Source organism: Desulfovibrio legallii (assembly GCF_900102485.1).
GTDB classification, from domain to species: Bacteria; Desulfobacterota; Desulfovibrionia; order Desulfovibrionales; family Desulfovibrionaceae; genus Desulfovibrio; species Desulfovibrio legallii_A.
Window position 1 is genome coordinate 1 of the sequence record NZ_FNBX01000024.1, and the last position, 24796, is coordinate 24796.

General features: G+C 62.2%; 26 protein-coding genes and 1 riboswitch. Of the genes, 23 read left to right on the forward strand and 3 right to left on the reverse strand.

Annotated features, from left to right (window positions below; all coding sequences use genetic code 11):
• The 10 genes from BLS55_RS11150 to BLS55_RS11190 all read left to right on the forward strand — a co-directional run.
• Positions 1–288: transposase (locus BLS55_RS11150; protein WP_143339562.1), on the forward strand; the 288-nt coding region annotated here is incomplete at its 5' end.
• Positions 289–386: 98 nt separating this feature from the next.
• Complete coding sequence (locus BLS55_RS11155) at positions 387–821, forward strand: hypothetical protein (RefSeq protein ID WP_143339563.1); 435 nt, start codon at positions 387–389, stop codon at positions 819–821.
• 228 nt (positions 822–1049) lie between these two features.
• Entirely contained in the window at positions 1050–1523 is a 474-nt protein-coding gene (locus BLS55_RS11160; RefSeq protein ID WP_092155227.1) for a hypothetical protein, read from the forward strand.
• A gap of 9 nt (positions 1524–1532) precedes the next feature.
• Positions 1533–2177, forward strand: a complete 645-nt coding sequence (locus BLS55_RS11965) for a hypothetical protein (protein ID WP_143339564.1) — start codon at positions 1533–1535, stop codon at positions 2175–2177.
• Between the two features lie 161 nt (positions 2178–2338).
• A riboswitch (cobalamin riboswitch) is annotated at positions 2339–2569 on the forward strand.
• 164 nt (positions 2570–2733) lie between these two features.
• A complete protein-coding gene (gene metE / locus BLS55_RS11165; protein ID WP_092155229.1) occupies positions 2734–5004 on the forward strand; it encodes a 5-methyltetrahydropteroyltriglutamate--homocysteine S-methyltransferase in 2271 nt (756 codons plus the stop codon).
• Between the two features lie 884 nt (positions 5005–5888).
• Positions 5889–7058 (forward strand): ABC transporter substrate-binding protein, encoded by a 1170-nt coding sequence (locus BLS55_RS11170; RefSeq protein WP_092155231.1) that lies wholly within the window; start codon positions 5889–5891, stop codon positions 7056–7058.
• Positions 7059–7169: 111 nt separating this feature from the next.
• Positions 7170–8081: a branched-chain amino acid ABC transporter permease gene (locus tag BLS55_RS11175; RefSeq protein ID WP_092155263.1), complete on the forward strand. Its 912-nt coding sequence runs from the start codon at positions 7170–7172 to the stop codon at positions 8079–8081.
• Positions 8082–8093: 12 nt separating this feature from the next.
• On the forward strand, positions 8094–9257 hold the full coding sequence (locus tag BLS55_RS11180) for a branched-chain amino acid ABC transporter permease (protein ID WP_092155233.1): 1164 nt from the start codon (positions 8094–8096) through the stop codon (positions 9255–9257).
• A 41-nt stretch (positions 9258–9298) separates the two neighbouring features.
• On the forward strand, positions 9299–10069 hold the full coding sequence (locus tag BLS55_RS11185) for an ABC transporter ATP-binding protein (RefSeq protein WP_092155264.1): 771 nt from the start codon (positions 9299–9301) through the stop codon (positions 10067–10069).
• Positions 10069–10791, forward strand: coding sequence for an ABC transporter ATP-binding protein (locus BLS55_RS11190; RefSeq protein ID WP_092155235.1), 723 nt, complete (start codon positions 10069–10071; stop codon positions 10789–10791). The genes BLS55_RS11185 and BLS55_RS11190 overlap by 1 nt, the downstream gene beginning before the upstream one ends.
• A 126-nt stretch (positions 10792–10917) precedes the next feature.
• Here BLS55_RS11190 and BLS55_RS11195 read toward each other — a convergent pair whose 3' ends face one another.
• Positions 10918–11580: a YigZ family protein gene (locus BLS55_RS11195; RefSeq protein WP_092155237.1), complete on the reverse strand. Its 663-nt coding sequence runs from the start codon at positions 11578–11580 to the stop codon at positions 10918–10920.
• A gap of 178 nt (positions 11581–11758) precedes the next feature.
• Between BLS55_RS11195 and BLS55_RS11200 the strand changes: the two genes are divergently transcribed.
• Positions 11759–12250 (forward strand): rubrerythrin family protein, encoded by a 492-nt coding sequence (locus tag BLS55_RS11200; RefSeq protein WP_092155239.1) that lies wholly within the window; start codon positions 11759–11761, stop codon positions 12248–12250.
• 419 nt (positions 12251–12669) lie between these two features.
• Here BLS55_RS11200 and BLS55_RS11205 read toward each other — a convergent pair whose 3' ends face one another.
• Positions 12670–13599 carry a phosphoglycerate dehydrogenase gene (locus BLS55_RS11205; protein ID WP_092155240.1) on the reverse strand — a complete coding sequence of 310 codons (930 nt, stop codon included), beginning with the start codon at positions 13597–13599 and terminating at the stop codon, positions 12670–12672.
• Positions 13600–13823: 224 nt separating this feature from the next.
• Between BLS55_RS11205 and epsC the strand changes: the two genes are divergently transcribed.
• Together epsC and BLS55_RS11215 are read left to right on the forward strand one after the other, a co-directional pair.
• Positions 13824–14735, forward strand: coding sequence for a serine O-acetyltransferase EpsC (gene epsC / locus BLS55_RS11210; protein ID WP_092155242.1), 912 nt, complete (start codon positions 13824–13826; stop codon positions 14733–14735).
• Positions 14728–14991 (forward strand): hypothetical protein, encoded by a 264-nt coding sequence (locus tag BLS55_RS11215; protein ID WP_092155244.1) that lies wholly within the window; start codon positions 14728–14730, stop codon positions 14989–14991. Before epsC ends, BLS55_RS11215 begins: the two co-directional genes overlap by 8 nt.
• A gap of 335 nt (positions 14992–15326) precedes the next feature.
• On the opposite strand, the gene BLS55_RS11220 is transcribed toward BLS55_RS11215, so the two are convergent.
• On the reverse strand, positions 15327–15893 hold the full coding sequence (locus tag BLS55_RS11220; RefSeq protein WP_218970745.1) for a cupin domain-containing protein: 567 nt from the start codon (positions 15891–15893) through the stop codon (positions 15327–15329).
• Between the two features lie 430 nt (positions 15894–16323).
• Between BLS55_RS11220 and BLS55_RS11225 the strand changes: the two genes are divergently transcribed.
• The 10 genes from BLS55_RS11225 to speB (BLS55_RS11270) all read left to right on the forward strand — a co-directional run bounded on the left by BLS55_RS11225 (position 16324) and on the right by speB (BLS55_RS11270) (position 24623).
• On the forward strand, positions 16324–16926 hold the full coding sequence (locus tag BLS55_RS11225) for a DUF1989 domain-containing protein (RefSeq protein WP_092155246.1): 603 nt from the start codon (positions 16324–16326) through the stop codon (positions 16924–16926).
• A gap of 2 nt (positions 16927–16928) precedes the next feature.
• Positions 16929–18089: a M20 family metallopeptidase gene (locus tag BLS55_RS11230; RefSeq protein WP_092155248.1), complete on the forward strand. Its 1161-nt coding sequence runs from the start codon at positions 16929–16931 to the stop codon at positions 18087–18089.
• Positions 18090–18145: 56 nt separating this feature from the next.
• Positions 18146–18688, forward strand: a complete 543-nt coding sequence (locus BLS55_RS11235; protein WP_218970746.1) for a nitrilase-related carbon-nitrogen hydrolase — start codon at positions 18146–18148, stop codon at positions 18686–18688.
• 248 nt (positions 18689–18936) lie between these two features.
• Positions 18937–19773: a transporter substrate-binding domain-containing protein gene (locus BLS55_RS11240; protein WP_092155250.1), complete on the forward strand. Its 837-nt coding sequence runs from the start codon at positions 18937–18939 to the stop codon at positions 19771–19773.
• Positions 19774–19856: 83 nt separating this feature from the next.
• A complete protein-coding gene (gene speB / locus BLS55_RS11245) occupies positions 19857–20798 on the forward strand; it encodes an agmatinase (RefSeq protein WP_092155252.1) in 942 nt (313 codons plus the stop codon).
• Between the two features lie 69 nt (positions 20799–20867).
• Entirely contained in the window at positions 20868–21509 is a 642-nt protein-coding gene (locus tag BLS55_RS11250) for an amino acid ABC transporter permease (protein WP_092155254.1), read from the forward strand.
• Between the two features lies 1 nt (position 21510).
• Positions 21511–22191 carry an amino acid ABC transporter permease gene (locus BLS55_RS11255; protein WP_092155255.1) on the forward strand — a complete coding sequence of 227 codons (681 nt, stop codon included), beginning with the start codon at positions 21511–21513 and terminating at the stop codon, positions 22189–22191.
• A gap of 12 nt (positions 22192–22203) precedes the next feature.
• Positions 22204–23001, forward strand: a complete 798-nt coding sequence (locus BLS55_RS11260; RefSeq protein WP_092155257.1) for an amino acid ABC transporter ATP-binding protein — start codon at positions 22204–22206, stop codon at positions 22999–23001.
• A gap of 57 nt (positions 23002–23058) precedes the next feature.
• Positions 23059–23658 (forward strand): DUF1989 domain-containing protein, encoded by a 600-nt coding sequence (locus tag BLS55_RS11265; RefSeq protein ID WP_092155259.1) that lies wholly within the window; start codon positions 23059–23061, stop codon positions 23656–23658.
• Between the two features lie 74 nt (positions 23659–23732).
• Entirely contained in the window at positions 23733–24623 is an 891-nt protein-coding gene (gene speB, locus BLS55_RS11270; RefSeq protein ID WP_257243234.1) for an agmatinase, read from the forward strand.
• The last annotated feature ends 173 nt before the right edge of the window (positions 24624–24796 follow it).

Below are 24796 nucleotides of genomic sequence, written 5' to 3' on the forward strand. Positions count from 1 at the left end.
AAGTACCTGAGCACGGGATGGGCCAGACGTTTTGTGAAGCGATGGCTGGTCTGGGTGAACAGGTCAGATCTTGCCCCAATGCGCAAAGTGGGCGGACTGATTCAGAGACATCTTGAGAACATCCTGACCTTCTGCCGCCACAGGATCACCAACGGCGTGGCCGAGGGCCTCAACAGCAAGATCATGGCCATCAAGAGGAAGGCTTGCGGTTATAGGAACCGGGAGCATTTCAAGACAGCCATCTACTTCTTCTGTGGCGGTCTAAACCTCTACCCGGCCAGTTCCTGACAGGGGTTACCCACGGAAAACCCGGAAGAACCGCCAAACGTTATGCCGAAATCCGTACAGGCATCACAGAATTAGGCAAGATAACAAATAATTCTCAGGTGTTGCTCGCGCAGCGCGATGCCGAATTCCACACGGTTCTCCTGACAGAGGCTATGCAGCAAAACACCTCCCTGCAGCCTTTGCCTACAGTGGAAGAACGCCGCAGCCAACGCCAGGCGCAGCAAAACAAACCCGCCGCCAAAACGCGCAAACGGCAAAAGCGCAGCAAATCAGCCGCCCCCGAAGCCAGCGCCTCGCTGGCCATGGCCAACCTGAAAAACGAAATCCAGGCCCTGGAAGCACAGGCCTACAGCGATCAGCAAAAATACCAGGAAGCGCAGAAAACCCCGTCCGCGGCAGCGCCCGCTCCAACAACACACGCAACGGCAACGCCTCCGGCAGAGCCCGCCGCGGCCGCGCCAGCGCAGACCGTATCCATAAATCATGTTGTAGAAACGTATAATGCCTATCCTGACAAAGTGTTGCAGATGTAATCTGTGGAAATACAACGCAAACGCACGCTTGAAATCATGAGCGACGCTGCGGCTAAGTCCGGGATAGACATGGTATAGCTGCAAATTGCTGTTGCATATTGTTTTAGCCAACAGATAAAAATAATTTTCAAAAAATATGGTGCCGCAATGTCGATAAAAAAAATCATTATCGCACTCTTTATCGCACTATTTGTAACAGGATGCGCTAGCCCAAGGAAAACTGTCATTATGGACAAACACGCCAAGGAAAAGGTTGTGCAGCCCGTGGCGTTTTATGTTCTGGTGGTCGGGAATACGCGCTATACAGATGATGATGAAACAATAGAAGTGGGGAAAATATTTCAGGAAAAAGCCTCAGAAAGGCTGCAAAAACTCGGCGTTCTTGCCGCAGAAAACGATGGCAAGAACCACTATGTCATCCACGTTAACATCATCAGCTATCGACCTGGAAACGCCGCCGGAAGATATTTTGCCGGACAATTCACTAATTCCTTTGACTCCTCCATAATTATACATGCGCATATGTGTGAAGCCATACAGGGAAATAACGGCATTGAAGCTGGGAACAGCCTTGCCCGTATCCCCACAAACAAAGATTTGCACGAAGGCCTGTTCGGCGGCATAGGCGGATGGGAATCCGTCATCGTCGACGCAGCCTGGGATCTCATTAACACCGTAGAAGAGATTTTTTTGGATGATTAAGAGGGGAAAATGAAAAAAATTATAGCAATAGGCATCATGCTGGTTCTTTCAGGATGCATGATTGGCCCTAGAAACAAGTCCGAAACCATAGGCAAAGAAACGCAGCAAAGCCTCAGTCAGTTTGCAGTGCCAGGGAGAACAACAAACATTGATATCCTGAAAAAATTTAAAAAGCCGACCGGAAAACTCGTGCGCGACGATGCAAAATTCTCCTATATATATTCATACTGGAATACTAATACAAAAAGTTTTGGATTTTTTTCAGGCGTTGCCCAAGTGGAGCTCGAACAGAAGACTGCCAGCTTTATTTTTGACAAAAATGGAACCTTGGAAAAATTTATCTATACTGAAGGGTTTCCATACGCACACTTTACACCGACACCGGTAACACAAACTAAGAACCCCAGCTTTGAAAAAATACTTTATGAGTATTCAAAGCTAAAAATTGGCGATCACTCAAAAAAAATTTATAAAAAACTTGGCAATCCTTTATATAAGACACGACTCGACAATAAAACGACGACATTATCGTATAATGATACGTCATTCTCGTGTGGAATTTGCATAGATATTTCCGACGATGTAATGATTTATAAATATTTTTATTGCTCAGCTGAATTAAATGACCAGGAGAAAGCCGTCTTACAACAATAAATATTCCCTTCACCATTGCCGCCTGCAGGGCTTTGAAAGGCCAGGCCGCGCTTGGCGGCGGCAGAGGCAACGCAAAACGCGGTACGCCTTTTCCGCAGGGCGCGCAGCCAGGACTGTAGGCCCCGCTCTTGCTGCGGGCCCGGCTTGACAGCTGCGCGGCCTGCATATATCAATGTATCCGGATATTGTGATAAGAAACGGAAAACGGTGCAAATCCGTTGCGGGCGCGCCACTGTAACCGGCGTTACCCGCGCCGCGCCACGGCCGCTCAGCGGCGGGAAGGCGCGTCGCCGCCGCGTGCGGGCCCCTTTTACAGGCAGGCCCGCCGCTGCGCGGGGCATGCCGCACGCATGCCCTGGGGGCCGGAAGCCAGGAGACGCCTTGTCACAACTGCCGCCGGGGCTTGTCGCGCTCCGGCGGCGCGGCAGCACTGTCTCGCGTACAGGCACGAGCCCCCGCCCGCGAAAAGGGTTTTCGCGGGTCTGCGTGACGTGGACTGCCTTTCACCCGTTGCGGGCGCTTCTTTGCGCCCGCAGCAAGCCTGAAAGGATCTTCCATGCAAACCCACATTCTTGGCTTTCCCTCCATCGGCAAGGGGCGCGAACTGAAGCGCGCCCTGGAAGCCTTCTGGCGCGGCGAAACGGACGTCAGCTCCCTGCACGCCGTGCGCGAAGCGTTGGAGGCCCGCCACTGGGCCATCCAGCAGACCGCCGGGCTGGACATGGTCGTCTGCGGTGATTTTTCTTTTTATGACCGCATGCTGGACGCCACACTCATGCTGGGTGCGCTGCCCGCCCGCTTTGCCCCCTGCGCGGAGGATACGCCGGCGGCGCGGTATTTTGCCCTGGCGCGCGGCCATGTCGGCCGCAACATTCCGCCCCTGGAAATGACCAAGTGGTTTGACACCAACTACCACTACCTGACGCCGGAGCTGGAGGCCGACACCCCCTGGACGCCCGGCGCGCACCCTGTGCTGGAGGCCGTGCGCCGCGCCAGCGCCCAGGGCTTCCGCCCCAAGGCGGCCCTTATCGGTCCCTTTACCTGGCTGGCCCTGGCCAAGGCCCGGCAGGGCACGGACCCCTGGCCCCTGCTGGAGCGCGTCCTGCCTGCCTATACGGCGCTTCTGGCGCAGCTCGCCCCGCTCTGCCCGCTGATCCAGGTGGAGGAGCCCGTCCTTTGTACGGAGCTTTTGCCCGACCGCGCCGCCGCGCTTTTTACGGAGGCCTACGCCCACCTCAACGCCGCCGCGCCGGGAAAAATTATGCTGACCACCTACTTCGGGCCCCTCACGCGCCATCTGCCCCTGGCCCTGGGCAGCGGCTGCGCCGCCCTGCACCTGGACCTGACCCGCGGCCCCGGCCAGCTGGAGCCCGTGCTGGCCGGCCTGCCGGAAGGCATGGCCCTCTCCCTGGGGCTGGTGGACGGCCGAAACATCTGGAAGACCGACTACGCCCGCGCCCGCGCGCCGCTGGAACGGGCCGTAAGCGCCCTGGGGCCGGAGCGCGTGCTGCTGGGCAGCTCCTGCTCCCTGCTGCACTGCCCTGTAGACGCGGCGGACGAAACGGATCTGCCCCCGCAGGTGCGCGACCGCCTGGCCTTCGCCGTGCAGAAGTGCGCGGAGCTTGCGGACCTCAAAGCCGTGGCCCTGGGATCCGGTGCGGACCTGCTGGCAGCCAACGCCGCCGTGCTGCAAAAGGCCCGCGCGCACCCCGAAGCCGTGGTCCCCGCCGTGCGGAAGCGGGCGGCCGCCGTAACGCCGGACATGCTGCGGCGGACCGCGCCCGCGGCGGCGCGGCGGGCAGCGCAGGACGCCTGGCTCAAACTGCCGCTGCTGCCCGCCACCACCATCGGCTCCTTTCCGCAGACCGCGTCCATCCGCCAGACCCGCCGGGCCTGGAAAAACGGCGACCTGAGCCGGGAGGCTTACGAGGCCGCCATCCGCGCGGAAATTACCTACTGCGTGCAGCGGCAGGAGGCGCTGGGCCTGGACGTGCTGGTGCACGGCGAAGCCGAACGCAATGATATGGTGGAGTATTTCGGCCAGCAGCTGGGCGGCTTCTGCTTTACCCGCAACGGCTGGGTGCAGAGCTACGGCAGCCGCTGCGTCAAGCCGCCGGTCATCTACGGCGACGTGTACCGCAAGGCCCCCATGACCGTGGGCTGGTCCGTCTACGCCCAATCGCTGACCAGCAAGCCCATGAAGGGCATGCTCACCGGCCCCGTGACCATCCTCTGCTGGAGCTTTGTACGCGACGACCTCCCCCGCGAGCAGGTCTGCCGCCAGATAGCCCTGGCCCTGCGCGACGAAACGGCCGACCTGGAAGCCGCGGGCATCCGGATCATTCAGATCGACGAGGCCGCCCTGCGCGAGGGCATGCCCGGCAGCAGCGCGGAGGCCGCCGCCTACCTGCAGTGGGCCGTGGACGCCTTCCTGCTGACCTCCGCCGTGGCGGCCCCCGGCACGCAGATCCACAGCCACATGTGCTACAGCGAGTTCAACGCTATTTTGCCCGCCATCGCGCGCATGGATGCGGACGTCATCAGCATCGAATCCAGCCGCAGCGGCATGGAGCTGCTGGACGCCTTTGCCCGCTATGACTACCGCAACCAGGTGGGCCCCGGCGTATACGACATCCACAGCCCGCGCGTGCCGGATACGGAGGAGATCGCCGGCCTGCTGCGCCGCGCCCTGCGCCATATCCCCAAGGAACGGCTCTGGGTCAACCCGGATTGCGGCCTCAAGACCCGGCACTGGGAAGAGGCCTGGCCCGCCCTGCAGCACATGGTGGCCGCCGCCCGGCAGGTGCGGGCAGAGCTGGGGGCCTGAGCAAGAGGCGCCCAAAGCCGCGCGGAACGGCCCCACAATGGGCAGCCGAACGCGCGGCCGACGCGGCCCCGGCCTCGCCGGGAAAAATCCACAGCGCGCCGGGCGGCAGCGGCCCAGAGCCCTTGCCCCCGGCGCGCCCGGCGAAGAAAGTTACCATTTAGTAATAAATATTTTATTATATAATATGCATAGATATAATAAACTTCCTGAAAAAATACCTCTGGCAGCGCACAGGGCTTTGTAAAAATCAACGTTTTTGTAGCTTATGTGGCAACCGGCTATACGCAAGGCCCCCCTGACCGAACCCCCTGAACGGAAAACGCGCCCCCCACGAAGCGGCCAACGGCCGGAGGCCGCTTCCCCAAGACAGGCGACCCAACGGCCCGGCAGAAGCCGCGCGCCAAGGCCTCTTGCTGTCGGACCGGGCCCTGCCGCAACAAAACGTCCGCAACAAAACGTCCGCCCCTCCCAGCGCCGTTGCGCCGCCACAGCCCCCCCCAGGCGCACGCCAGGACAAGACCGCAAAGTCCTGAACCGCCTCCCCGCCGGACGGACACAATTTTTTTTGCCTGCCGCCCCTTCCCGCCCAGCGCCGTTCCCGCCCCGATCCATGCGGCCGCGCCCCCCTGGCAAGCCCTGAAAAAATTGACTTGCGTTGCGCTTTATGACAAAAGAAAAAGACACTTGATTACGGTATATTTTCCACCTTCCGGTAGACTTTCAGGAGGACAAAGTTACCAAAGCGTGCTTTTCGGCAAGGGCTAACAGGCAGTTTCTTGAGCTTTTCCCCGTGGTTATTGATTCGGAATGCTTTTTGCTTTAGGCTGCCTTGTGGTAGGGAATATTGTTATACCGTGTCCGTCAAAAACACTCGGGAGGCCTTCATGAAGTTGTTGCAAGTTGCCACTGCCTGCGCCCTGTCCCTGTTTGTGGGGCATGCGGCCATAGCCGCGGAAGCGCCGATCAAAATCGGCTTTCCCATCCCCCTCACCGGCGAGATCCCCAAGGTGGGCGAGGGCTCCAAATACGCGGCCGAAATGCTGAAGGAAGAAATCAACGCCAAGGGCGGCCTGCAGGTGGGCGACAAGAAGTACCCCCTGGAATTTATTTACGAAGACAATGAATCCAAGCCCGAATCGGCCGTCAACGTCACCCTGAAGCTCATTGAGCGCGACAAGGTGCTGGCCATTGTGGGCCCGCAGTCTTCCCGCCAGGCCGTGCCCGCCGGCGGCGTGGCCAACGATGAGGAAGTGCCCCTGATCACCCCCTGGTCCACCAACCCGGACGCCACCAAGGACCGCCCCTGGGTCTTCCGCGGGGCCTTCCTGGATCCCTTCCAGGCGCCTGTGGCCGTGGACTTCACCACCAAGACCTTCAAGGCTAAAAAGGCCGCCGTGGTCTTTGAGGTCTCCAACGACTACTCCAAGGGCCTGGCCGACAACTTCAAGGAAGCCTTTGAGAAAGTGCACGGCAAGGGCTCCGTGGTAGCCATGGAATCTCACGGCCCCAAGGACCAGGATTTCTCCGCCCAACTCACCAAGATCATCGCGGCCAAGCCCGACTTCATCTTTGTGCCTGAAAACTACAGCTTTGCGGCCCTGATCGTGCCCCAGGCCCGCGACCTGGGCTACAAGGGCCCCTTCATGGGCTCCGACGCCTGGGGTTCGGCCGAGCTCTTCAACCTCTGCGGCAAAGACTGCGTGGGCCAGTATTTCTCCACCCACTACACCGCCGAGGGCGCTACGGGCAAGACCAAGGAATTCATCGACAAATATCAGGCCAAATACGGCTATGTGCCGGACGACGTGGCCGCCCTCACCTGGGACTCCATCAATATCGTGCTGAACGCCATCCAGCAGGCCGGCAAAATCGACCCGGATCTGAAAAAAGAACGCAAGATCATCCGCGACAACATGGCCAACATGGCCAAATTTGACGGCATTACGGGCAGCATGAAGTTTGACGCCAACCGTGATCCCATCAAGTGTGCGGTTATCGTGCGCGTGACGGACAAAGGCACCTTTGCCTTTGTGGAATCGGTCTGCCCCAAATAACCCTTACGCCTGCACCTAAGCGCGGCCCGCCACGGCGGGCCGCGCTGCATTGCGCCAGTGCACGCCGCCCCGGCCGTGCCGCCCCCCAACCGTCAGTCCAGCGGGGAAGCCATGGATTTTTTGCTGCAACAAATGCTCAACGCCCTGCAATGGGGCAGTTTTTACGCCCTCATCGCCCTGGGTTACACCCTGGTGTACGGGGTGCTGCGCCTCATCAACTTCGCCCACGGCGATATCTTTATGGTGGGCGCGTATATTTCATTTTTCGTCGCCACCTATCTGCTTTCCCCCGCCGTGGGGCTGTCCAAGCCCGTCGCCCTCTGGCTGACCATCGCGCTTACCATGTTGCTCACAGCCCTGGTGGGCGTTACCCTTGAGCGCATCGCCTACCGGCCCCTGCGCCGCAAGGGGGCCCACCGCCTGTATGTGGTCATCACGGCCCTCATGTGCGGCCTGATTCTGGAAAACGGCAACCTTGCCCTGCTGGGGGCCACGAAGCGCAAACTGCCAGAGATGGTGGACAAAGTGGTCTACTCCATCGGCCCCCTGGTGGTCACCAACCTCAAGCTCTGGGTTATCCTGGCCGCAGTGGTGGTTTTTGTCCTCCTGCAGACTATGGTCACGCGCACCAAGGTGGGCATGGCCATGCGGGCCGTCTCCTGGGACCGTTTCGCCCTGCCGCTCATGGGCATCCCCCTGGACAGTGTCATTGTGACGACCTTTGTGCTGGGCTCCGGCATTGCGGGCCTGGGCGGCATGCTCTTTGCCATGTGCTACCCCAACCTGGAGCCCTACATGGGGGCCATGCTGGGCTGGAAGGCCTTTATCGCCGCCGTGGTGGGCGGCATAGGCGATATCCGCGGGGCCTTTGTGGGCGGCTTTTTGCTGGCCTTTGTGGAGATCATGGTGGTGGCCTTTTTGCCCTCCACCTACATGGATTTGTTCTCCTTCACCATCCTGCTGCTGATCCTGTGGGTGCGGCCCACGGGCATTTTCGGCATGCCGCAGACGACCAAAATCTAGCCGGAGCGTCCGATGCTGACAGTTTTTGTACAAGCGGCTCTTCTGATCCTTGCCGTGCTCTGCTTCGGTTACGCACTCAAGCGCGCCCTGCGGCAAAAAAAGATCGACTGCCTCATCTTTCTTCTGGGCGGCGCCCTGCTGGTGCTGGCCGAATACTATTCCTGGATCGACGGCTACTGGCTTTCGGTCATCAAGTTCATGGGCCTTAACGTCATTTTTGCCGCCAGCCTCAACCTGGTCAACGGCTACATGGGCGAATTTTCCTGTGGGCACGCGGGCTTCATGTGCGTGGGGGCCTATGTGGGCGGGCTTTTGACCATTCTGCTCTTCACCAAAAACAAGCTGCTGGGCGCGCCCCTGCTGCCGCCGGAGCTGGCGCCGCTGCTCTTTCCCGGCGTGCTGGCCGTGGCCGGGCTGGCGGCGGCCATGTTCGGCCTGCTGGTGGCCCTGCCCTCCTTCAAAACCAGGGACGACTACCTGGCCATTATCACCATCGCGGCCAACTACATCATCATCGCGTTGATCATCAATATCGACGCCGTGGGCGGCCCGCGCGGCCTTTCCGGCATGCGCGGGGTTGTGCGCGCCATGGAGCGGGTGGCCGACATCCCCTGGATGATGATCTGGATCGTGCTCTCGGTCATGGCCAGCGTCATGCTGCTCTACCGGCTGGTCAACAGCACCCTGGGCAAGGGCATTCCCGCCGTCTGCCAGAACGAAGTGGCCGCGGAAATCATGAGCGTCAACACCAAAAAGGTGAAGCTCACGGCCTTTATGGTCTCCGCCGGCATCGCCGGGGTGGCCGGGGCGCTCTACGCCCACCTTTTCAGCTCCATCTACGCCAACAGCTTCGGCATCATGAAGTCCACGGAGGCCATGGTCATGGTCTACCTGGGGGGCATGGGCTCCCTTTCCGGCTCGGTGCTGGCGGCCATCATGTTCACCCTGCTTATCGAGCTGCTGCGCTTCGCCCTGCCGGCCCTGAGCGACCTTTTGCAGCATGTGCCCTTTGTGCCGGACAATTTCGCCATCAGCCAGGAATGGAAGTGGGTCATCATCCCCCTCATCCTTATCCTGCTCATGCAGTTCCGCCCCGAAGGGCTTCTGGGCAACCGGGAGTTGACGCAGGTCTTCCCCCGCCTCAAGCGCCTGCTGACCATCGGCAAGGCGGACTAGCCCCTTCCCCATCGCACCGACAACTTTTGCGGGAGCTGACCTTGGCACTGTTTGAAATGAAAGAAGTCACGCAACGCTTCGGCGGACTCATCGCGCTGACGGATTTTTCCATCGCCATTGAGGACCACACGCTGGTAGGGCTCATCGGCCCCAACGGCGCGGGCAAGACCACGGTCTTCAACCTGGCCTCAGGCTTCTACCACCCCACCGAGGGGCAGATCGTCTTTGACGGTCACGTCTACAACCGCAAGCTGGAGCCCCACCAGGTCACCGCCATGGGCATGGCCCGCACCTTCCAGAACATCCGCCTCTGGAACGACATGACCGTCACCGACAATATCTGCGTTTCGCAGTACTGTCGCCTGGGCTACAGCCTGCTGGACGTCTGGCGCAACGACGCGCGCTACCTGCGCGAGGAAAAGCGCGTGCGCCACAAGGCCGCAAAAATTCTTGAAATCATGGAACTGGCCGACGTGGCGGAAGAGTGCCCCAAAAACCTGCCCTACGGCCTGCAGCGCCGGGTGGAGCTGGCCCGCGCCCTTTCCACCGACCCCAAGCTGCTTTTGCTGGACGAACCGGCCGCGGGGCTCAACTCCGCCGACGTGGACGGGCTTATCAAGCACATCCGCTGGATCTACGACGAATTTAACATTGCCATCTGGATGATCGAGCACCAGATGAAGGTGGTCATGTCCCTCTGCCAGGACATTATGGTGGTGGAATTCGGCAAGACCATCGCCCGCGGCACGCCGCAGGAAATCCAGTCCAACCCCGATGTCATCAAAGCCTACCTGGGCGACGAGAACGTGTAATGCTGCTGGAAGTTGAAAACCTGTACGCCGGCTATGGCAAGATAGAAGCCCTCCACGGCATCTCCTTTCATGTGGAAAAGGGCGAAATCGTCACCCTCATCGGCGCCAACGGCGCGGGCAAATCCACAACCCTCAAGGCCGTTATGCGCCTGCCCCCGCCGGAATCGCCCACGGTGCTCAGCGGGGACATCCGCTTCAACGGCGCATCCATCCTCAAGACCGAGCCGCACCATGTGGTGGCCCACCTGCGCATGGACCTGGTACCCGAAGGCCGCCACATTTTCGGCAACCTCACGGTAAGCGAAAACCTCAAACTGGCCACCTGGACCCGCAAGGACGGCGACATTCAGAAAGACGTGGCGCGCGTGTTTGAACTCTTCCCCCGGCTGCGCGAGCGCATGCACCAGCGCAGCGACACCCTTTCGGGCGGCGAGCAGCAGATGCTGGCCGTGGGCCGCGCGCTGATGACCCGCTGCTCCGTGCTGCTGCTGGACGAACCCTCCATGGGGCTCTCCCCCTTGCTCATGTATGATATGTTCCGCACCCTCAAGCAGCTCAACAGCGAGGGCCTCACCGTAGTGGTGGTGGAGCAGAACGCCCGCCTGGCCCTGCAGGTGGCTGACAGGGGCTATGTGCTGGACACGGGCTCCATCGTGGCTGCGGGCACCGCCGCGGAGCTGGCCGCCACGCCGGAAATCAAGGCCGCATATCTGGGCGCGTAGCACCGCAGGCCCTGGCCCCGCGCGCTGCAGCGGCACGAGCGCGGGCGCAGCCTGCGGCCGGCGGGAAGCGCTTGCTGCGCAGGGGGGCGGATGCCCGCTGTAACTCAGAATGGCGCTCGCGGCGCGTCAGGGCAGGGTTCCGTCCGCAGCGTCAGGGGCGGCGCGGACGCAACGGGCCTGGCCATTGCTCGCGCCGGCCAGGGCTTCGCGAAGCGCGGCTTCCTGCTCCTCCGGCAGCACAAGCGTCAGGCTGGCCTGCGCGGCGTAGGCTTCGGCAACGGGAACCGCCTCGTAGGCGGGCAGCAGGTGGCGCACGGCGTCCAGGCAGGCGTAGTCCAGGGTGACCGCCAGCCGCACCTGCGGCACGCGCTCGCGCAGGGGCAGCGTTTCTAAATTCCGGCGTACGCTGTCCTGATAGGCGCGCACCAGGCCGCCGGTGCCCAGCTTCACGCCGCCGAACCAGCGGCTGACCACCAGACAGACTTCACCCACCGCGCTGTACAGCACCACCTGCAGCATGGGACGCCCCGCCGTGCCGTGGGGCTCGCCATCGTCTGAAGAGCCCACCTGCGCCGTGTGCCCCGGCGCGCCGGCGGCATAGGCCCAGCAATTGTGGGTGGCGTCCGCGTGGCGGCGGCGCACGGCCTCCACAAAGGCCCGCGCGGCCGCGGGCCCCGGGGTGTGCGCGCAGAGCGTCACAAACCGGCTGCGCCGGATGACGAGCTCCGTGCGGTGGGGCGCTTCAGGCCCCGCCGCGGGTACGGAATACCGGGCGGCAGGGGCGCTCATGAGGCGGCGGGACGGCTGGTTGCGGGCTGGAAAGGCATGCCTTTTTGTAGCGGGGCGCGCCGCGCCTGGCAATGGCGGAAAGGCAAAAAATTTTGCGCAAAACCCTTTACAAGCGGTGCACACTTCGTTAAACAGGAATCGTTCGCAATTAATAACAACCTGCAACAAGGAGAAGACAATGAGCAAGACCCAGGACAATCTCATGGCGGCCTTTGCCGGCGAATCTCAGGCTAACCGCAAGTATCTGGCCTTTGCCCAGGCGGCGGACAAAGAAGGCCTGCCCCAGGTGGCCAAGCTGTTCCGCGCCGCCGCTGCCGCCGAGACGGTGCACGCCCATGCCCACCTGCGCAATGCGGGCAAGATCGGCGATACCGCCGCCAACCTCAAATCCGCCATTGAAGGCGAAACCTACGAATTTACCCAGATGTACCCAGAGATGGTGAAGGAAGCCAAGGAAGAAGGCCAGAACGCCATCGCCAAGTACTTTGAATTCGCCAACAAGGTGGAAGGCGTGCATGCCGAGCTGTACAAAAAGGCCCTGGAGAACCCCGGCGGCCTGCCCGCGACGGACTACTACGTCTGCAAAATCTGCGGCTACACCCACGAAGGCCCCTGTGACGCCTGTCCCGTGTGCGGCGGCGGCGCAGCGGCCTTCTTCAAGGTTGACTAGAGCAGAGTAACTTTGCGAATATGCATTCGCAAAGTTTAAGGCACGCTCGTTTCGGCGCTTAACGGCGCAAATAAATTGCGCTTACGCCTCCACAGCGGGCGTCTGTTCACACAGCCGCCAGGGCATTTCAAAGTTGAAATGCCCTAAACGCTGCCGCAGCAGCGCGCGGGGCTTTGCCCCCTGAGCGCACAGCAGAAGGCCCCTCCTGTCCGCACTGGACAGGAGGGGCCTCCACATGCGTTGGCGGAAGGGCGAGGCTCAGGCCTGCAAGGCGCGGCACATCTTGCCTTTGCCGACATGCGCTCGCAAGGGCAAGCAAGACGTCCGCTCCGGCGCGTTACTGCCGGCAAAGCGGCGCTTGCGCCCTTGCGCGGGCGGCGGCCCGCACCGCCGCCAAAGCCGTTTAAACGTGAAAAGCTCTACTGCGCAAGCCCCAGGGCGCACAGCAGATTGTCGACCGCCATATGGCCCATAGCGGCGGTTGCGCCGGCCGTGGAGGCCGCGCAGTGCGAGCCCATGACCAGGTTGTCCAGCGCGTACCAGGCCGGATCCGCCGGGGGCTCTGCGTTGAACACGTCCAGCCCCGCGCCGTAGATCCGCCCCTGGCGCAGGGCATCCAAAAGGGCCTGCTCGTCCACCAGGCCGCCGCGCGCCGTGTTGACAAGGATGGCCGTAGGCTTCATGGCGGCCAGCCGCGCGGCATTGATGCACTGGCGGGTCTCATCGGTCAGGGCCGTATGCAGCGTGATGCAGTCCGCCTCGCGGCAGATGCGGTCCAGGTCCGCGCGCTCCACGCCGTGCTCGGCGGCCCAGGCCCCGTCCCAGACAATGTCGTGGGCCAGGATCTTCATGTCAAAGCCCCGGGCGCGGCGGGCCACGCAGCGACCCACGGCGCCCAGCCCCACAATGCCCAGCGTTTTGCCGTAGAGGTCCAGGCTGGTGATCTTGCCCCAGTCTTTCTGGCGGCAGCGGCGGTCGATGAGGGCCGCCCGGCGGGCCGTCATCAGCATGAGGGTCAGGGCGTAGTCGGCCACGGCCTCGCTGTTGGCCCCCACAGTGCGGGAAACGGCAATGCCGTGCGCCTTGCAGTAGGCAAGATCAACGTTGTCCAGCCCCACGCCGTACTTGGCCACGGCGCGCAACTGCGGCGCGGCAGCCAGCACGGAGGCGTCCAGAGGGTCCACGCCCAGGATGACGCCCTGGCAGTCCGCCAGCTTGGCGCGCATCTGATCCGCAGAAAGGATGCCGCCCGTATCGTTGCGCAGCACGGTGAGCCCGGCCTCGCGCAGGCGGTCGAAAAGTTCGGGATTATTCTTGCCAAAAGAACGGGGGGTCACAAGCACGTTCACGGGTATGCTCCTTATGCAAGCGATGGACGCGGACAGCGCCGCCGCGCGGTGCACCGGCTGCCGCGCCTGCCCAAAATAGCGGATGCGGCCGCGCGCCGCCAGCCTTTTTCCTCAGGGGGCCGCGCCGGTTCAGGCTTATCCCGCCGCGCGCCTTTGTCAACAGCCCGCACCTTGCGGCCCGGGCGCGCCCCGTGTACAAAAGAAGAAAACAGGATGTTTTTCCTATGAAAACACAAAATGCCGTCATCGCCACCAGCATGCCCCTTCTGGACAGCCTGGTGGAACGCCTTTGCCATCCCGATTCCCTGGACGCCGTGTGGCACCGCCCGGCCCAGGGCGCGGCCATGCCCTCCCTGAAGGATCTGGCGGAAATTCTGGAGCGCCTGCGCGCGGCCATCTTTCCCGGCTATTTCGGCCCGGCCCAGGTGCGGCGCGAATCCATGCGCTACCACCTGGCCGCCAACCTGGACAGCATCTACCGCCTGTTGAGCGAACAGGTGGTGCGCGGCTTCTGCTTCGGCTGCGCGGGGCAGGAAAATCCCTGCGCCTCCTGCGAAACCGAAGGCCAGGACGCGGCCCTGACCTTCATGGACCGCCTGCCGGAAATCCGCCGCCTGCTGGCCGGCGACGCCCAGGCCGCCTATGAGGGCGACCCCGCCGCCACCAGCCCCGGCGAAACCATCTTCTGCTACCCTTCGTTGCGGGCCATGTTCCACCACCGCATCGCCCATGAGCTCTACAAGCTCAAGGTGCCGCTCATTCCGCGCATGATTTCGGAAATGGCCCACGCCAGCACGGGCATTGACATCAACCCCGGCGCGGCCATAGGCGAGGAATTTTTCATTGATCACGGCACCGGCGTGGTCATCGGAGAAACCGCCGTCATCGGGCGCAGCTGCCGCCTCTATCAGGGCGTGACCCTGGGCGCGCTGTCCTTTCCCAAGAATCCCGACGGCACGCTGACCAAGGGCATTCCCCGCCACCCCATTCTGCAGGACAACGTCACGGTTTATGCCGGGGCCACCATTCTGGGGCGGGTAACCATCGGCAGGGGCGCAGTCATTGGCGGCAATGTCTGGGTGACGCAGGACGTGCCCGACGGCGGCCGACTGGCCCAGGAGAAACCGCATGACTGAACCGCGGCAGCGCCGCGCCCGCCAGCTTGCGAGGCCAGGCGGCAGTAAGGCGGCCACAGCCTTGGGCGGCGCGCGGCGGCGCAACGGCTGCCCTGCGAATGCAGAGGCCGACCGCCCCCAAGGCGAGCCGCGCTGCCGCGCGCGCGTCCTGCTGCCCTTTCTGGCTGCGGCCCTGCTGCTGGCGGGTTGCGGCCAGGGCGTGCAGGTGCAGGCCAAAGGCCAGAGCGTAACCAGCATCAGCACCGGCAGCAGGTAGAGGGGGGGCAATCCCCCGAAAAATCCCCCCCCATAGAGCAGATTAACTTTGAGAATAGGCATTCTCAAAGTTTAAGGCACGCTCATTTCGGCGCTTAACAGCGCAAATCCGTTGCGCTTACGCCTCCACAGCGGGCGTCTGCTCGCGCAGCCGCCAGGGCATTTCAACGTTGAAATGCTCTAAAAGCCGCAGCAGCGCTCCCGGCCTGGAATAGCCCCAGGCCGGGGACGGTTCCGCAGACGCGTCTGGGGGGATACTTTTTTGTATTGCATCCCCATGGACCCTGCGGCGCGCGCGTCAATCGGGCTGCGCCCCATGCGGGGCACGCCTCCTGTTCAGAAGGTCGGGGGCGTATTTGTCCAGAGAATGCGGGCAGTGACTGTCCCTTTGTTCATATAGCTGTGCGGCAGCTCGGAGCGGAACGCAAACGCATCGCCGGGCGAAAGCATATAGCTCGCGCCGTCAACCACCAGCTCCACCTGCCCTTCCAGCACATAGCCCACCTCTTCGCCTTCGTGGCCGATGGAGCCATCGCTGCCGTCGCCGGGGGCAATAATGTGAATGTTGCACTCCAGCATATGGTCCGGGGTATGGGGGATGATCCTCTCCAGCACAACGCCGCCGCCGTGCGTTTTGGCGGGCATGCGCAGCTGGGGGCGCTCTTTGCTCCTGTAGACGACCCTTGTGGGCTCCGGCTCGCTGAACAGGGCGCTGATGGAGACCCCGAGAGCCGTGGTAATGTTGTGCAGCGTTTTAAGGGAAGGGTCTACCTTATCCGTTTCAATTTTGGAAAGCAGACTTTCCGAGCAGCCGACCATGCCGCTTAATTCCCGCATGGTCAGGCCCTTGGCCTTGCGCAAGCGGCGCAGGCGTTTCCCTATATTCTGAATATTCATGTCCATTATCTGGCTCCTGAAGCGCGTCTTCATGCCGGACAAGGCCAGCATACACTCCTCTTTGCCATAAATTCAAGTTTCATCTGAAATTGAATTAAAATACATTTTTGTCCCGTCTAAAACAAAAAAAGACTAAAATATCCGCAAATTGCAGGCTACAACGCCCGCCCAGCCCCACCGCACTCTGCGCCCCCACGCAGAGCTCAAAAAAAATACCTGCGAAGCCAGCCTGTTATGCCATATCCCTGAAGCAAACCGCTTGGCGCGCCGCAGCTTGGCACCCCTTTTGCTTGAATTTAAGTAAATATTTTTTGAAAACTTGAATAACTTGAAAATAAACTGGCAAAAATTTTCTTTTCATTCACGCAGAATGCCGGACAGCGCGCGGCGAACCTACACGCAGCCCCGGCAAAACGTCCGGCAAGGAGTACCCGTCATGCCGTCACAGCTTATTGAAGTTCCGGCGTATCACGGCAAGGCCGTCCGCCTGAAAAAAGGTCAGAAGCTCAAAATCATTAACACCCACGGCAGCCAGGTAGTGGACTTCTGGGTGTTCAATGCCGAAGACATGCACGAATTCATGTCGATGGAGCATGCCCGCGTTTATCTCATGCAGATCATGCCCAAGGTGGGGGACGACCTGGTGACCAACAAGCGCCGCCCCATCGTCCGGCTGGTGGAGGACACCACGCCCGGCCTGCACGACATGCTTTTTGCAGCCTGCGACGTATACCGCTACCAGCTCCAGGGGTACGCGGGCTACCACCGCAACTGCACGGACAATTTTCATGAGGCCCTGGCGGAACTGGGCCTGCAAGCGCCGGAGCTGCCCCAGCCCATCAACCTTTTTATGAACGTCCCCATCGTGGACGGATACAAAATGGTTGTGGAGCCGCCCGTGAGCAGGCCCGGACAATACGTGACCTTTGCCGCGGCCCTGGACGCCGTGGCGGTAATGACCTCCTGCTCGCAGGATATGGTCCCGGTCAACGGCGCGGGCTGCACGCCGCAACCTGTGCATTTTGTTGTGGAGGACTGAGCGTGGCCACACGAACCGAGGCAGGCTGCACCGCCCCCCCGCCGGACGTCTTGCGGCTGACGCAGACGCTGGTGGCCTGCAACACCATGCCGGAAAACGGCAATGAAGCTGCCTGCCTGGAGGCCGCGGCCCACACGCTGCGCGCGGCGGGTTTTCTGGTGACGCTGGACAGGTTCGACGCAACCCACGCCAACCTCTACGCCCGGCTTCTGGACGCGCCGGAGTCTCCCGGGCTGTGCCTTGCCGGGCATATTGACACGGTAACCGCACGCGCTGCCGGCTGGCGCACGCCGCCCCTGCAGGCGGACGAACGGCAAGGCAGGCTCTACGGACGCGGCAGCTGCGACATGAAGGGCGGCGTGGCGGCCCTGCTTTGCGCGGCGGCGGCCATGCGGCCCCGCCTGCGGCCGGGGCAAGACCTGCGCGTGCACCTCTACGGCGGCGAAGAGGTCGGCTGCCTGGGCTCGCGGCATATGGCCGAACGCCGCCCGGAAGAACTGGCCGGCGTGGGGGCGGCCATAGTGGCGGAGCCCACGGCCCTGCTCCCCAGCGTCGGGCACAGAGGGGCCTTATGGCTGCGGGTCACGGCCAGCGGCAATGCGGCCCATGCCTCCATGCCCCAGCTCGGCGACAACGCCCTGACCCGGCTTTTGCCCGTGGCCGCCCGCATTCAGGCCTATGATGCGGGAAGGTGGCGGCACCCCCAGATGGGCCCGGCCACGCTGACGCTGACGACTCTGCACGCCGGTTCCGGCTGCAACATGGTGCCGGACGCCGCCGGGCTTACCGTGGATATCCGTACTGTGCCCGGCCAGGATCAGGACGCTGTCCTGGCGGACATCCGCGATCTGGCCGGCGAAGCCTGCCGGGTGGAGGTGCTGACGCGCGTTCCCTCCCTTTGGACGCCGCCCGACCTGCCGTGGGTGCGGCGGGTCGCCCGGCTGGCCCACGGCGCGGCGGGGCAGACGCCCGCCCCCGTGACGTCGCAATTCTTCACAGACGGGGCTTCCCTGCGCCTGGCCAAGCCGGAGCTGCCCATCATTATCCTGGGCCCCGGCGAACAAGGCGTCGCCCACCAGACCAACGAATGGTGCGCGGTGCCGCAGCTCTGTCGTGCAGTGGACGTGTATATGGCCATCCTGGCCGACTGGTATGGGGTGTAAGCCCTGTTCTACGCCTGGTTGTTGCTGCCGAAGATTGTTTGTCAAGGAGTACCGTTATGTCGCATGCCGCCGATGCCGTGAAATTTCCTTCCTACAGGGTCGCAGCCGTGCAGATGGCGCCGGAAATCGGCGCTAAGGAAGCGAACATAAAAAAATCACTGCTAAAAATTCAAGAAGCCGCCGCAGCCGGGGCCGTGCTGATAGTCCTGCCGGAGCTGTGCAACAGCGGCTATGTCTTCAACAGCCGCGAGGAGGCCTTTGCCCTCTCTGAGAGCGTCCCGGACGGCCCCACGGTGACCGCCTGGGCGGACGCGGCGCAACGGCTGGGCGTGCATGTGGCCGCCGGCATCTGCGAACGGGCAGGGGCATGCCTGTACAACGCGGCCGTGCTGGTGGGGCCCGAAGGATACATCGGCACGTTTCGCAAGGTCCATCTGTGGGGCGAGGGGAAAATGCCCTTAACATCATCTGCGCCGATCGTTGCGGCACGGAGCGCAACCAGCCTTTTATCGGGCAGAGCCTCATTGTGGGGCCGCAGGGCTGGCCGCTGGCCGGACCGGCCTCCGGCAGCGCAGAAGAAATCCTTTATGCGGCGGTGAACATCAAGGAAACCCGCCTGGCCCGGCAGTGGGGCAGCCTCAACAACATCGTCGGCGACAGGCGTCCGGACGTCTATGGCGACAGCCTTGGGCGCTGACGCCCAAACCTCAAGGGAGCTCTCTATGAATGGTTTAAAAAAATCCTTGTTGTGCCTGGTGTAATCCGCCAGGGGAAACGGCTCGCGCACGGATATCCCGGCGCGGATAAACACAGCACATGCTGACACCCAAACCCTATGGAGGCAGTTATGAACGCGACATTTCGCCACATTGCAGCGGCAACCGCCCTGGCCTGTGCCGTCATCCTGGGTCCTCAGGCGGCCAAGGCCGACCTGCTGGCCGACGTTAAGGCCAAAGGAGAGATCGTTATCGGCACCGAGGCCCGCTACGCTCCCTTTGAGTACATGGAGGACGGCAAAATCGTCGGCTACAGCGCGGACCTGCTTGCGCTGATCATGAAAGACATGCCCGGCGTCAAGGTAAAGCGGGTGGACATCCCCTTCCAGGGCATCCTGCCCGGCCTGAGCGCCAAAAAATTCGACTATATCGTCACCTCGGTTACCGCCACCAAGGAGCGCTACGCCCGCTACGCCCTGAGCGTGCCCATTGCCGACGCCACCGTGGCCATGCTGGTGCGCGCGGACAGCCCTTGCACCAAGCCGGAAGACCTGCTCGGCAAAACCGTGGGCAGCCAGACCGGTTCGGCGCAGATCGCCGCTTTGCGGCAGTTTGCCGAAAAGATGGGCGGCAAGGACAAAATCAAGGCCAAGGAATATGTAGCCTTTGATGAAGCCTACGCCGACCTCGCCGCCGGACGGCTTGACGGCGTGGCCCAGTCCTTCCCCAACCTGGCGGACGTCATCAAGCGCCGCCCGGGCGTGTTCAAAATCATCACGCCCCCCTTCGGACCCAAGGTCTATTTCTCCTGGGCCGGGCGCAAGGATGCCGACAGTGCTTCGCTGGTGGCCTTTTTTGATGAAGGCCTGCGCAAGCTCATGGCCAGCGGCAAGATGAAAGAGCTGCAACAGAAGTGGTTCGGATTCAGCATGGACGTGCCCACCACCCTGCCGGTTCCCGTACAATAGCCTTCTTTGACAACGCCGCCCCTCGCCCGGAGTTCCGGCCCCCCCCCCAGGCCGGAACTCCGGGAAGCAAAGGAGAAATAAGAATGTGCCCGGTCAACTCTCTGGAATCCCCCCGCTTTTGCGGCATCCGCACCTTTATGCGTCAGCCCGCGGCCGCGGCCGGGGCAGCGCCGGCCGACGTTTCCATCATCGGCGTGCCCTTTGACAGCGGCGTCTCCTACAGGCCCGGCACACGTTTTGGCCCGGCTGCCGTCCGCGAGGCCTCAACGCTGCTCAAACCCTACTCGCCGGAACTGGACGTGGACGTGACCGAAGCGTTCAGCATTGCGGACCATGGCGACATAGACACCATCCCCGGCTATATGGAGGAAAGTTTTACGGCCATTACTGCCGGCCTGCTGCCTTTTTTCCGCGCCAACACCCTGCCCGTCATTCTCGGGGGCGACCACAGCATCAGCCTGGCCAACCTGCGCGCCGTCAAAGAAGCGCAAGGCCCCGTGGCCCTGCTGCATTTTGACGCGCACAGCGACACCCTCCCCAGCTACTACGGCAAGCCCTACAATCACGGCACGCCGTTTTACTGGGCCATCAGCGAAGGCCTGATCCTGCCGGAGCGCTCCGTACAGATCGGCATCCGCGGGCCGCTGTACAGCCGCAAGGCCCTGGATTGGCCCCGACAACAAGGGCTGCGCATCATTATGGGGCATGAGGCCCACGCCCTGGGGCTTGAGGCCGTGATACGCGAGGCCCTGGCCCGAGTGGGCGACGCCCCCGTGTTTCTGAGCTTTGACGTGGATTTTCTGGACGCGGCCTATGCGCCGGGAACCGGCACGCCGGAGGTGGAGGGCTTCACCACCTATGAAGCCATGACGCTGGTGCGCGGCATCTGCAGCCATTGCCGCACTATCGGCATGGATCTGGTGGAAGTTCTGCCGGACAAGGATGCGGCGGGCATTACAGCTCTGGCCGGGGCCTCCGTAATCTTTGCCTTTCTGGCGGCCAACGCGGCCCGGCGCAGACGCTGAGGCCGGCCCGGGCGCGCCGCGCGCCCGGCTGCAGAGGGTTTTGTTCACCTCATCCCACACTGAGCCTTTATGAACACACTCACATTTATCCTTTCCATTTTTCCGGATCTGCTGCGCGGGGCCGTCACCTCCGTCCTGGTATCCGCGGCCGCCATCCTGCTTGGCGTAGCGCTGGGCATTATGGTCTGCCAGATGCGGCGGTCGCGCGTGCGGGGGGTCTGCTGGACGGCGGGGGTCTATATCAGCTTTCTGCGCGGCATCCCCGTGCTGGTGCTGCTTTTGCTGCTTTTTTACCTGCCTTCCTCCTTCAATTGGGAGCTGCCCTCTCTGCTGGCGGCCGTGCTGGCCCTGGGCCTGAACACCAGCGCCTTTCAGGCGGAGATCTACCGCGGCGGCTTCAATTCCATCCCCGTCGGTCAGATTGAAGCGGCCAAAACCCTGGGGCTGAGCCGCATGCGCATCCTGACGCGCATCCAGCTGCCGCAGGTGCTTTCTCTCACCTGGCCGGAGCTGGTCAATGAATGCTTCATCCTGTTCAAAAACTCGTCCCTCATTTCGGTTATCGGCGTCACGGAGCTTATGCGGCGCAGCGAGCAGCTGGTCTCCGTCACCTACCGCCCGGTGGAGGTGTACCTGGGGGCGGCCTGCTGCTACCTGGCCGTCTGCCTTGTTATTGCCCGCCTGGGCGCGCGCTTAAAGGGGAGGGGCTGATATGGACGGCCTTATGACCGCGGTTGCCGCCTGGCGAACGTTTATCGCTGAAAACGGGCTGGATTTCGTCGCCGCTTTTGAAGTGACCCTGCGCATCAGCGCCATGGCTATCGTTGGCGGCGTCATCCTGGGATTTACGGTGGAGCTTGCGCGCCGGTCCATGCGCTGGGCGCGCGGCCCTCTTACCTGCTATGTGGAGTTCTTTCGCGGGACGCCGCTGCTTATCCAGCTTTTTTTGCTCTATTACGGCGGCCCGCAGGTAGGGCTTGTGCTGGATGCCGAACCGGCGGGCATCCTGGGCATGGCCTTGTACGCCGGCGCATATTTTGCCGAAATTTTTCATGCGGGCTTTGCCTCCATCCCCGCCGGACAACGCGAGGCCGCCGTCAGCCTCGGCATCCGTCCGTGGCGCAGGCTGTGGCGCATTGAGCTGCCCCAGATGGCCCCCCTGGTGCTGCCGCCCGGCGTTAACCAGAGCATTACCCTGATCAAGGACTCCGCCATGCTTTCCATCATCACCGTGGGGGAGCTTACAAAGACCGCCACCCGCATCATGAATGCGAGCTTTGAGATCGTCATGCCCCTGTGCCTGCTGGCCCTGCTGTACTGGATCATCTCTGAGGCCGTGGCCACCCTGTGCCGCGGGGCCGAGGCGCGGCTGAGCCGCCACCTGACGCGCTGAAAAGGAGTTCACATGGAAACCATAACCACCCCCGCCATCCGGATAAGCGATGTGCACAAATACTTCGGCCAGCAAGAAGTGCTCAAAGGCATAAACCTGGAAGTGCTGCCGCGCGAGGTCGTTTGCCTTATCGGCCCTTCCGGATCGGGAAAAAGCACCCTGTTGCGCTGCGTGAACTTTCTGGACGCCTATGACGCAGGGGAAATCTGCGTAGACGGCGTCCTGATGGGGTATGAGAAGCACTACGACGGCACCCGCCGCAGGGCGAGCGAGGCGCGGATACGGGAATGCCGCCGGGATCTCGGCATGGTCTTCCAGCATTTCAACCTCTGGCCGCATATGACCGTCATAGAAAACGTCACGGAGGCCTTGATCTCCGTAGCCGGGAAAAGCAAGGCCCAGGCGGAGCAAAAAGGCATGCAGTGTCTGGAGCGGGTGGGCATGGCCGAGAAATGCCGCAGCTACCCTGCCCAGCTTTCCGGCGGGCAGCAGCAGCGGGTGGCCATAGCGCGCGCCTTGGCCATGGAGCCGCGCATTATGCTTTTTGACGAGCCCACCTCCGCCCTTGACCCGGAGCTGGTGGGCGACGTGCTGCAGGTGATGCGGCGCCTGGCGGACGACGGCATGACCATGCTTATTGTTACCCACGAAATGGGCTTTGCTGCGGAGGTAGCGGACAGGGTGGTCTTTATGGAAAGCGGCCAGGTGATTGAGCAGGGGCCACCGGAAAAAATTTTTCACGCGCCGGAAAGCCCGCGCCTGACAGCCTTTTTAAAAGGCTGGACGCAGCGCAACGGCCATGTGGCCTGAAGCGGGCAGCCCAAAACGGCGCTGAAGCGCCGCGCACCAACAAAAAGGAAGGAAGCCATGAGCGAGTACATCACCATTCCCGCACGCTGCGGCGCTGCCGCCATTGTCCGCGCGGGCGAACGCATCAAAATCGTTAATATCACCGGGCAGCAGGTGGTGGACACCTGGGCCTTCAACCTGCGGGATCCACTGGAATACATGTCCATGCAGCATGTGCGGCCGGATCTCAACAAGGGCGTGCCCGGACCCGGCGACAGGCTGGCGACCAACCGCCGCAGGCCCGTGCTGACCATGCTGGAAGACACAAGCAACGGCGCCCACGACACCTTTATGGCCGCCTGCGACATCTATCGCTACATGGGACTCGGCGTGCAGGGTTACCACGCCAACTGCACGGACAACATGTACGCCGCCTTGCGCGGCCTGGGCATCCGGGTGGACTTCTGCCCCAGCCCCCTGAATTTGTGGATGAACACGCCCATTGTGGACAATAAGGCCTCGTGGTTGCCGCCGCGCAGCAAAGCGGGCGACTATGTGGTGCTGGAGGCCAGTTTTGACTGCGTCGTGGTCATGTCCGCCTGCCCGCAGGACATCCTGCCCATCAACGGGCAGCAGTGCCGACCTTCTGACGTAAAATATGTAGTTTATAAAGGATAGAGGTCACTATGCAACAGTTTGTGCAACCCCCCAGCGCCGCTTCTTCGCCCCGATTCTGCAATACGGGGAATTTTATGCGGCTGCCGCGTATGGCCGATCCCACGGGCATGGATTTTGCGGTCTTCGGCATCCCTTTTGATACGGGCAGCTCCTACCGCACGGGTTCACGCTTCGGGCCCGCGGCCATCCGGAACATCTCCAGCATGATCAAGCCCAATCATGTCATCTTTGAGGTCAATATCCTCAACGAACTGCGGGGCGGCGATTTTGGGGACGTCAATATCGTGCCCGGCTACATTGAGCCTTCGTATGCGGCCATCACCGAATTCATGACGCCGCTGCTGGCGGCGGGGGTCACCCCGCTGGCGCTGGGCGGCGACCATTCCATAACTCTGGCGGAACTCCGGGCCATAGCAGCCCGGCACGGGAAGGTGAGCCTGCTCCATTTTGACTCGCACCTGGACCTGAATACGGCCGTGTTCGGCCAGCCCTACAACCACGGCACACCCTTCCGGCGGGCGCTGGAAGAAGGGCTGATCGACCCTGCCACCTCCATCCAGGTGGGCATGCGCGGTTCGCTGTATGATCCTGATGATTTTAAAGTTGCCGCCGAGCTCGGCTTCAAGGTGCTGCCGGCGCACGTTATGCGCGAAATGGGTTTGGCCGAAGTTATCAAGGCTATTTTGGAGCGCCTGGGGCGGACAAAGGTTTTCTGCACCTTTGACGTCGATTTTGTGGATCCTGCCTATGCGCCGGGAACCGGCACGCCGGAAGTGGGCGGCTTCACCACCTGGGAAGTGCTGCGCCTTGTGCGGGCGCTGAACGAGGTGCATTTTGTAGGATTCGATATCGTGGAGGTGCTGCCCGCCATTGACCCTGCGGAGCTTACGCCCTATGTGGCCGCCAATCTCGGATTTGAGTTCCTCTCCATCTTAGCCTGGCGTAAAAAACACGGCAAGAACTGAAGAACCGACGGCGGACTGCCGTTGTGCCCCATGGCCGGAATCGCCCTCTTTGCAAAAGCCGCCATGGCCATGGGGCGCCCTGGGGGGTAGGAGCAATCTTTGGCGACGGCCTACTTTCCCACATGACGTTGCCTTAGCCGTTGCCGCGCAGCGGCTTACGGATAAGGACAGCA

Coding starts and splice junctions, on each gene's coding strand:
- BLS55_RS11160 (WP_092155227.1), top strand. CDS start 1,050: ATGGACAAACACGCCAAGGAAAAGGTTGTGCAGCCCGTGGCGTTTTAT.
- BLS55_RS11965 (WP_143339564.1), top strand. CDS start 1,533: ATGAAAAAAATTATAGCAATAGGCATCATGCTGGTTCTTTCAGGATGC.
- metE (WP_092155229.1), top strand. CDS start 2,734: ATGCAAACCCACATTCTTGGCTTTCCCTCCATCGGCAAGGGGCGCGAA.
- BLS55_RS11170 (WP_092155231.1), top strand. CDS start 5,889: ATGAAGTTGTTGCAAGTTGCCACTGCCTGCGCCCTGTCCCTGTTTGTG.
- BLS55_RS11175 (WP_092155263.1), top strand. CDS start 7,170: ATGGATTTTTTGCTGCAACAAATGCTCAACGCCCTGCAATGGGGCAGT.
- BLS55_RS11180 (WP_092155233.1), top strand. CDS start 8,094: ATGCTGACAGTTTTTGTACAAGCGGCTCTTCTGATCCTTGCCGTGCTC.
- BLS55_RS11190 (WP_092155235.1), top strand. CDS start 10,069: ATGCTGCTGGAAGTTGAAAACCTGTACGCCGGCTATGGCAAGATAGAA.
- BLS55_RS11195 (WP_092155237.1), bottom strand. CDS start 11,580: ATGAGCGCCCCTGCCGCCCGGTATTCCGTACCCGCGGCGGGGCCTGAA.
- BLS55_RS11200 (WP_092155239.1), top strand. CDS start 11,759: ATGAGCAAGACCCAGGACAATCTCATGGCGGCCTTTGCCGGCGAATCT.
- epsC (WP_092155242.1), top strand. CDS start 13,824: ATGAAAACACAAAATGCCGTCATCGCCACCAGCATGCCCCTTCTGGAC.
- BLS55_RS11215 (WP_092155244.1), top strand. CDS start 14,728: ATGACTGAACCGCGGCAGCGCCGCGCCCGCCAGCTTGCGAGGCCAGGC.
- BLS55_RS11220 (WP_218970745.1), bottom strand. CDS start 15,893: ATGGACATGAATATTCAGAATATAGGGAAACGCCTGCGCCGCTTGCGC.
- BLS55_RS11225 (WP_092155246.1), top strand. CDS start 16,324: ATGCCGTCACAGCTTATTGAAGTTCCGGCGTATCACGGCAAGGCCGTC.
- BLS55_RS11235 (WP_218970746.1), top strand. CDS start 18,146: ATGTCGCATGCCGCCGATGCCGTGAAATTTCCTTCCTACAGGGTCGCA.
- BLS55_RS11240 (WP_092155250.1), top strand. CDS start 18,937: ATGAACGCGACATTTCGCCACATTGCAGCGGCAACCGCCCTGGCCTGT.
- speB (WP_092155252.1), top strand. CDS start 19,857: ATGTGCCCGGTCAACTCTCTGGAATCCCCCCGCTTTTGCGGCATCCGC.
- BLS55_RS11250 (WP_092155254.1), top strand. CDS start 20,868: ATGAACACACTCACATTTATCCTTTCCATTTTTCCGGATCTGCTGCGC.
- BLS55_RS11255 (WP_092155255.1), top strand. CDS start 21,511: ATGGACGGCCTTATGACCGCGGTTGCCGCCTGGCGAACGTTTATCGCT.
- BLS55_RS11260 (WP_092155257.1), top strand. CDS start 22,204: ATGGAAACCATAACCACCCCCGCCATCCGGATAAGCGATGTGCACAAA.
- BLS55_RS11265 (WP_092155259.1), top strand. CDS start 23,059: ATGAGCGAGTACATCACCATTCCCGCACGCTGCGGCGCTGCCGCCATT.
- speB (WP_257243234.1), top strand. CDS start 23,733: ATGCGGCTGCCGCGTATGGCCGATCCCACGGGCATGGATTTTGCGGTC.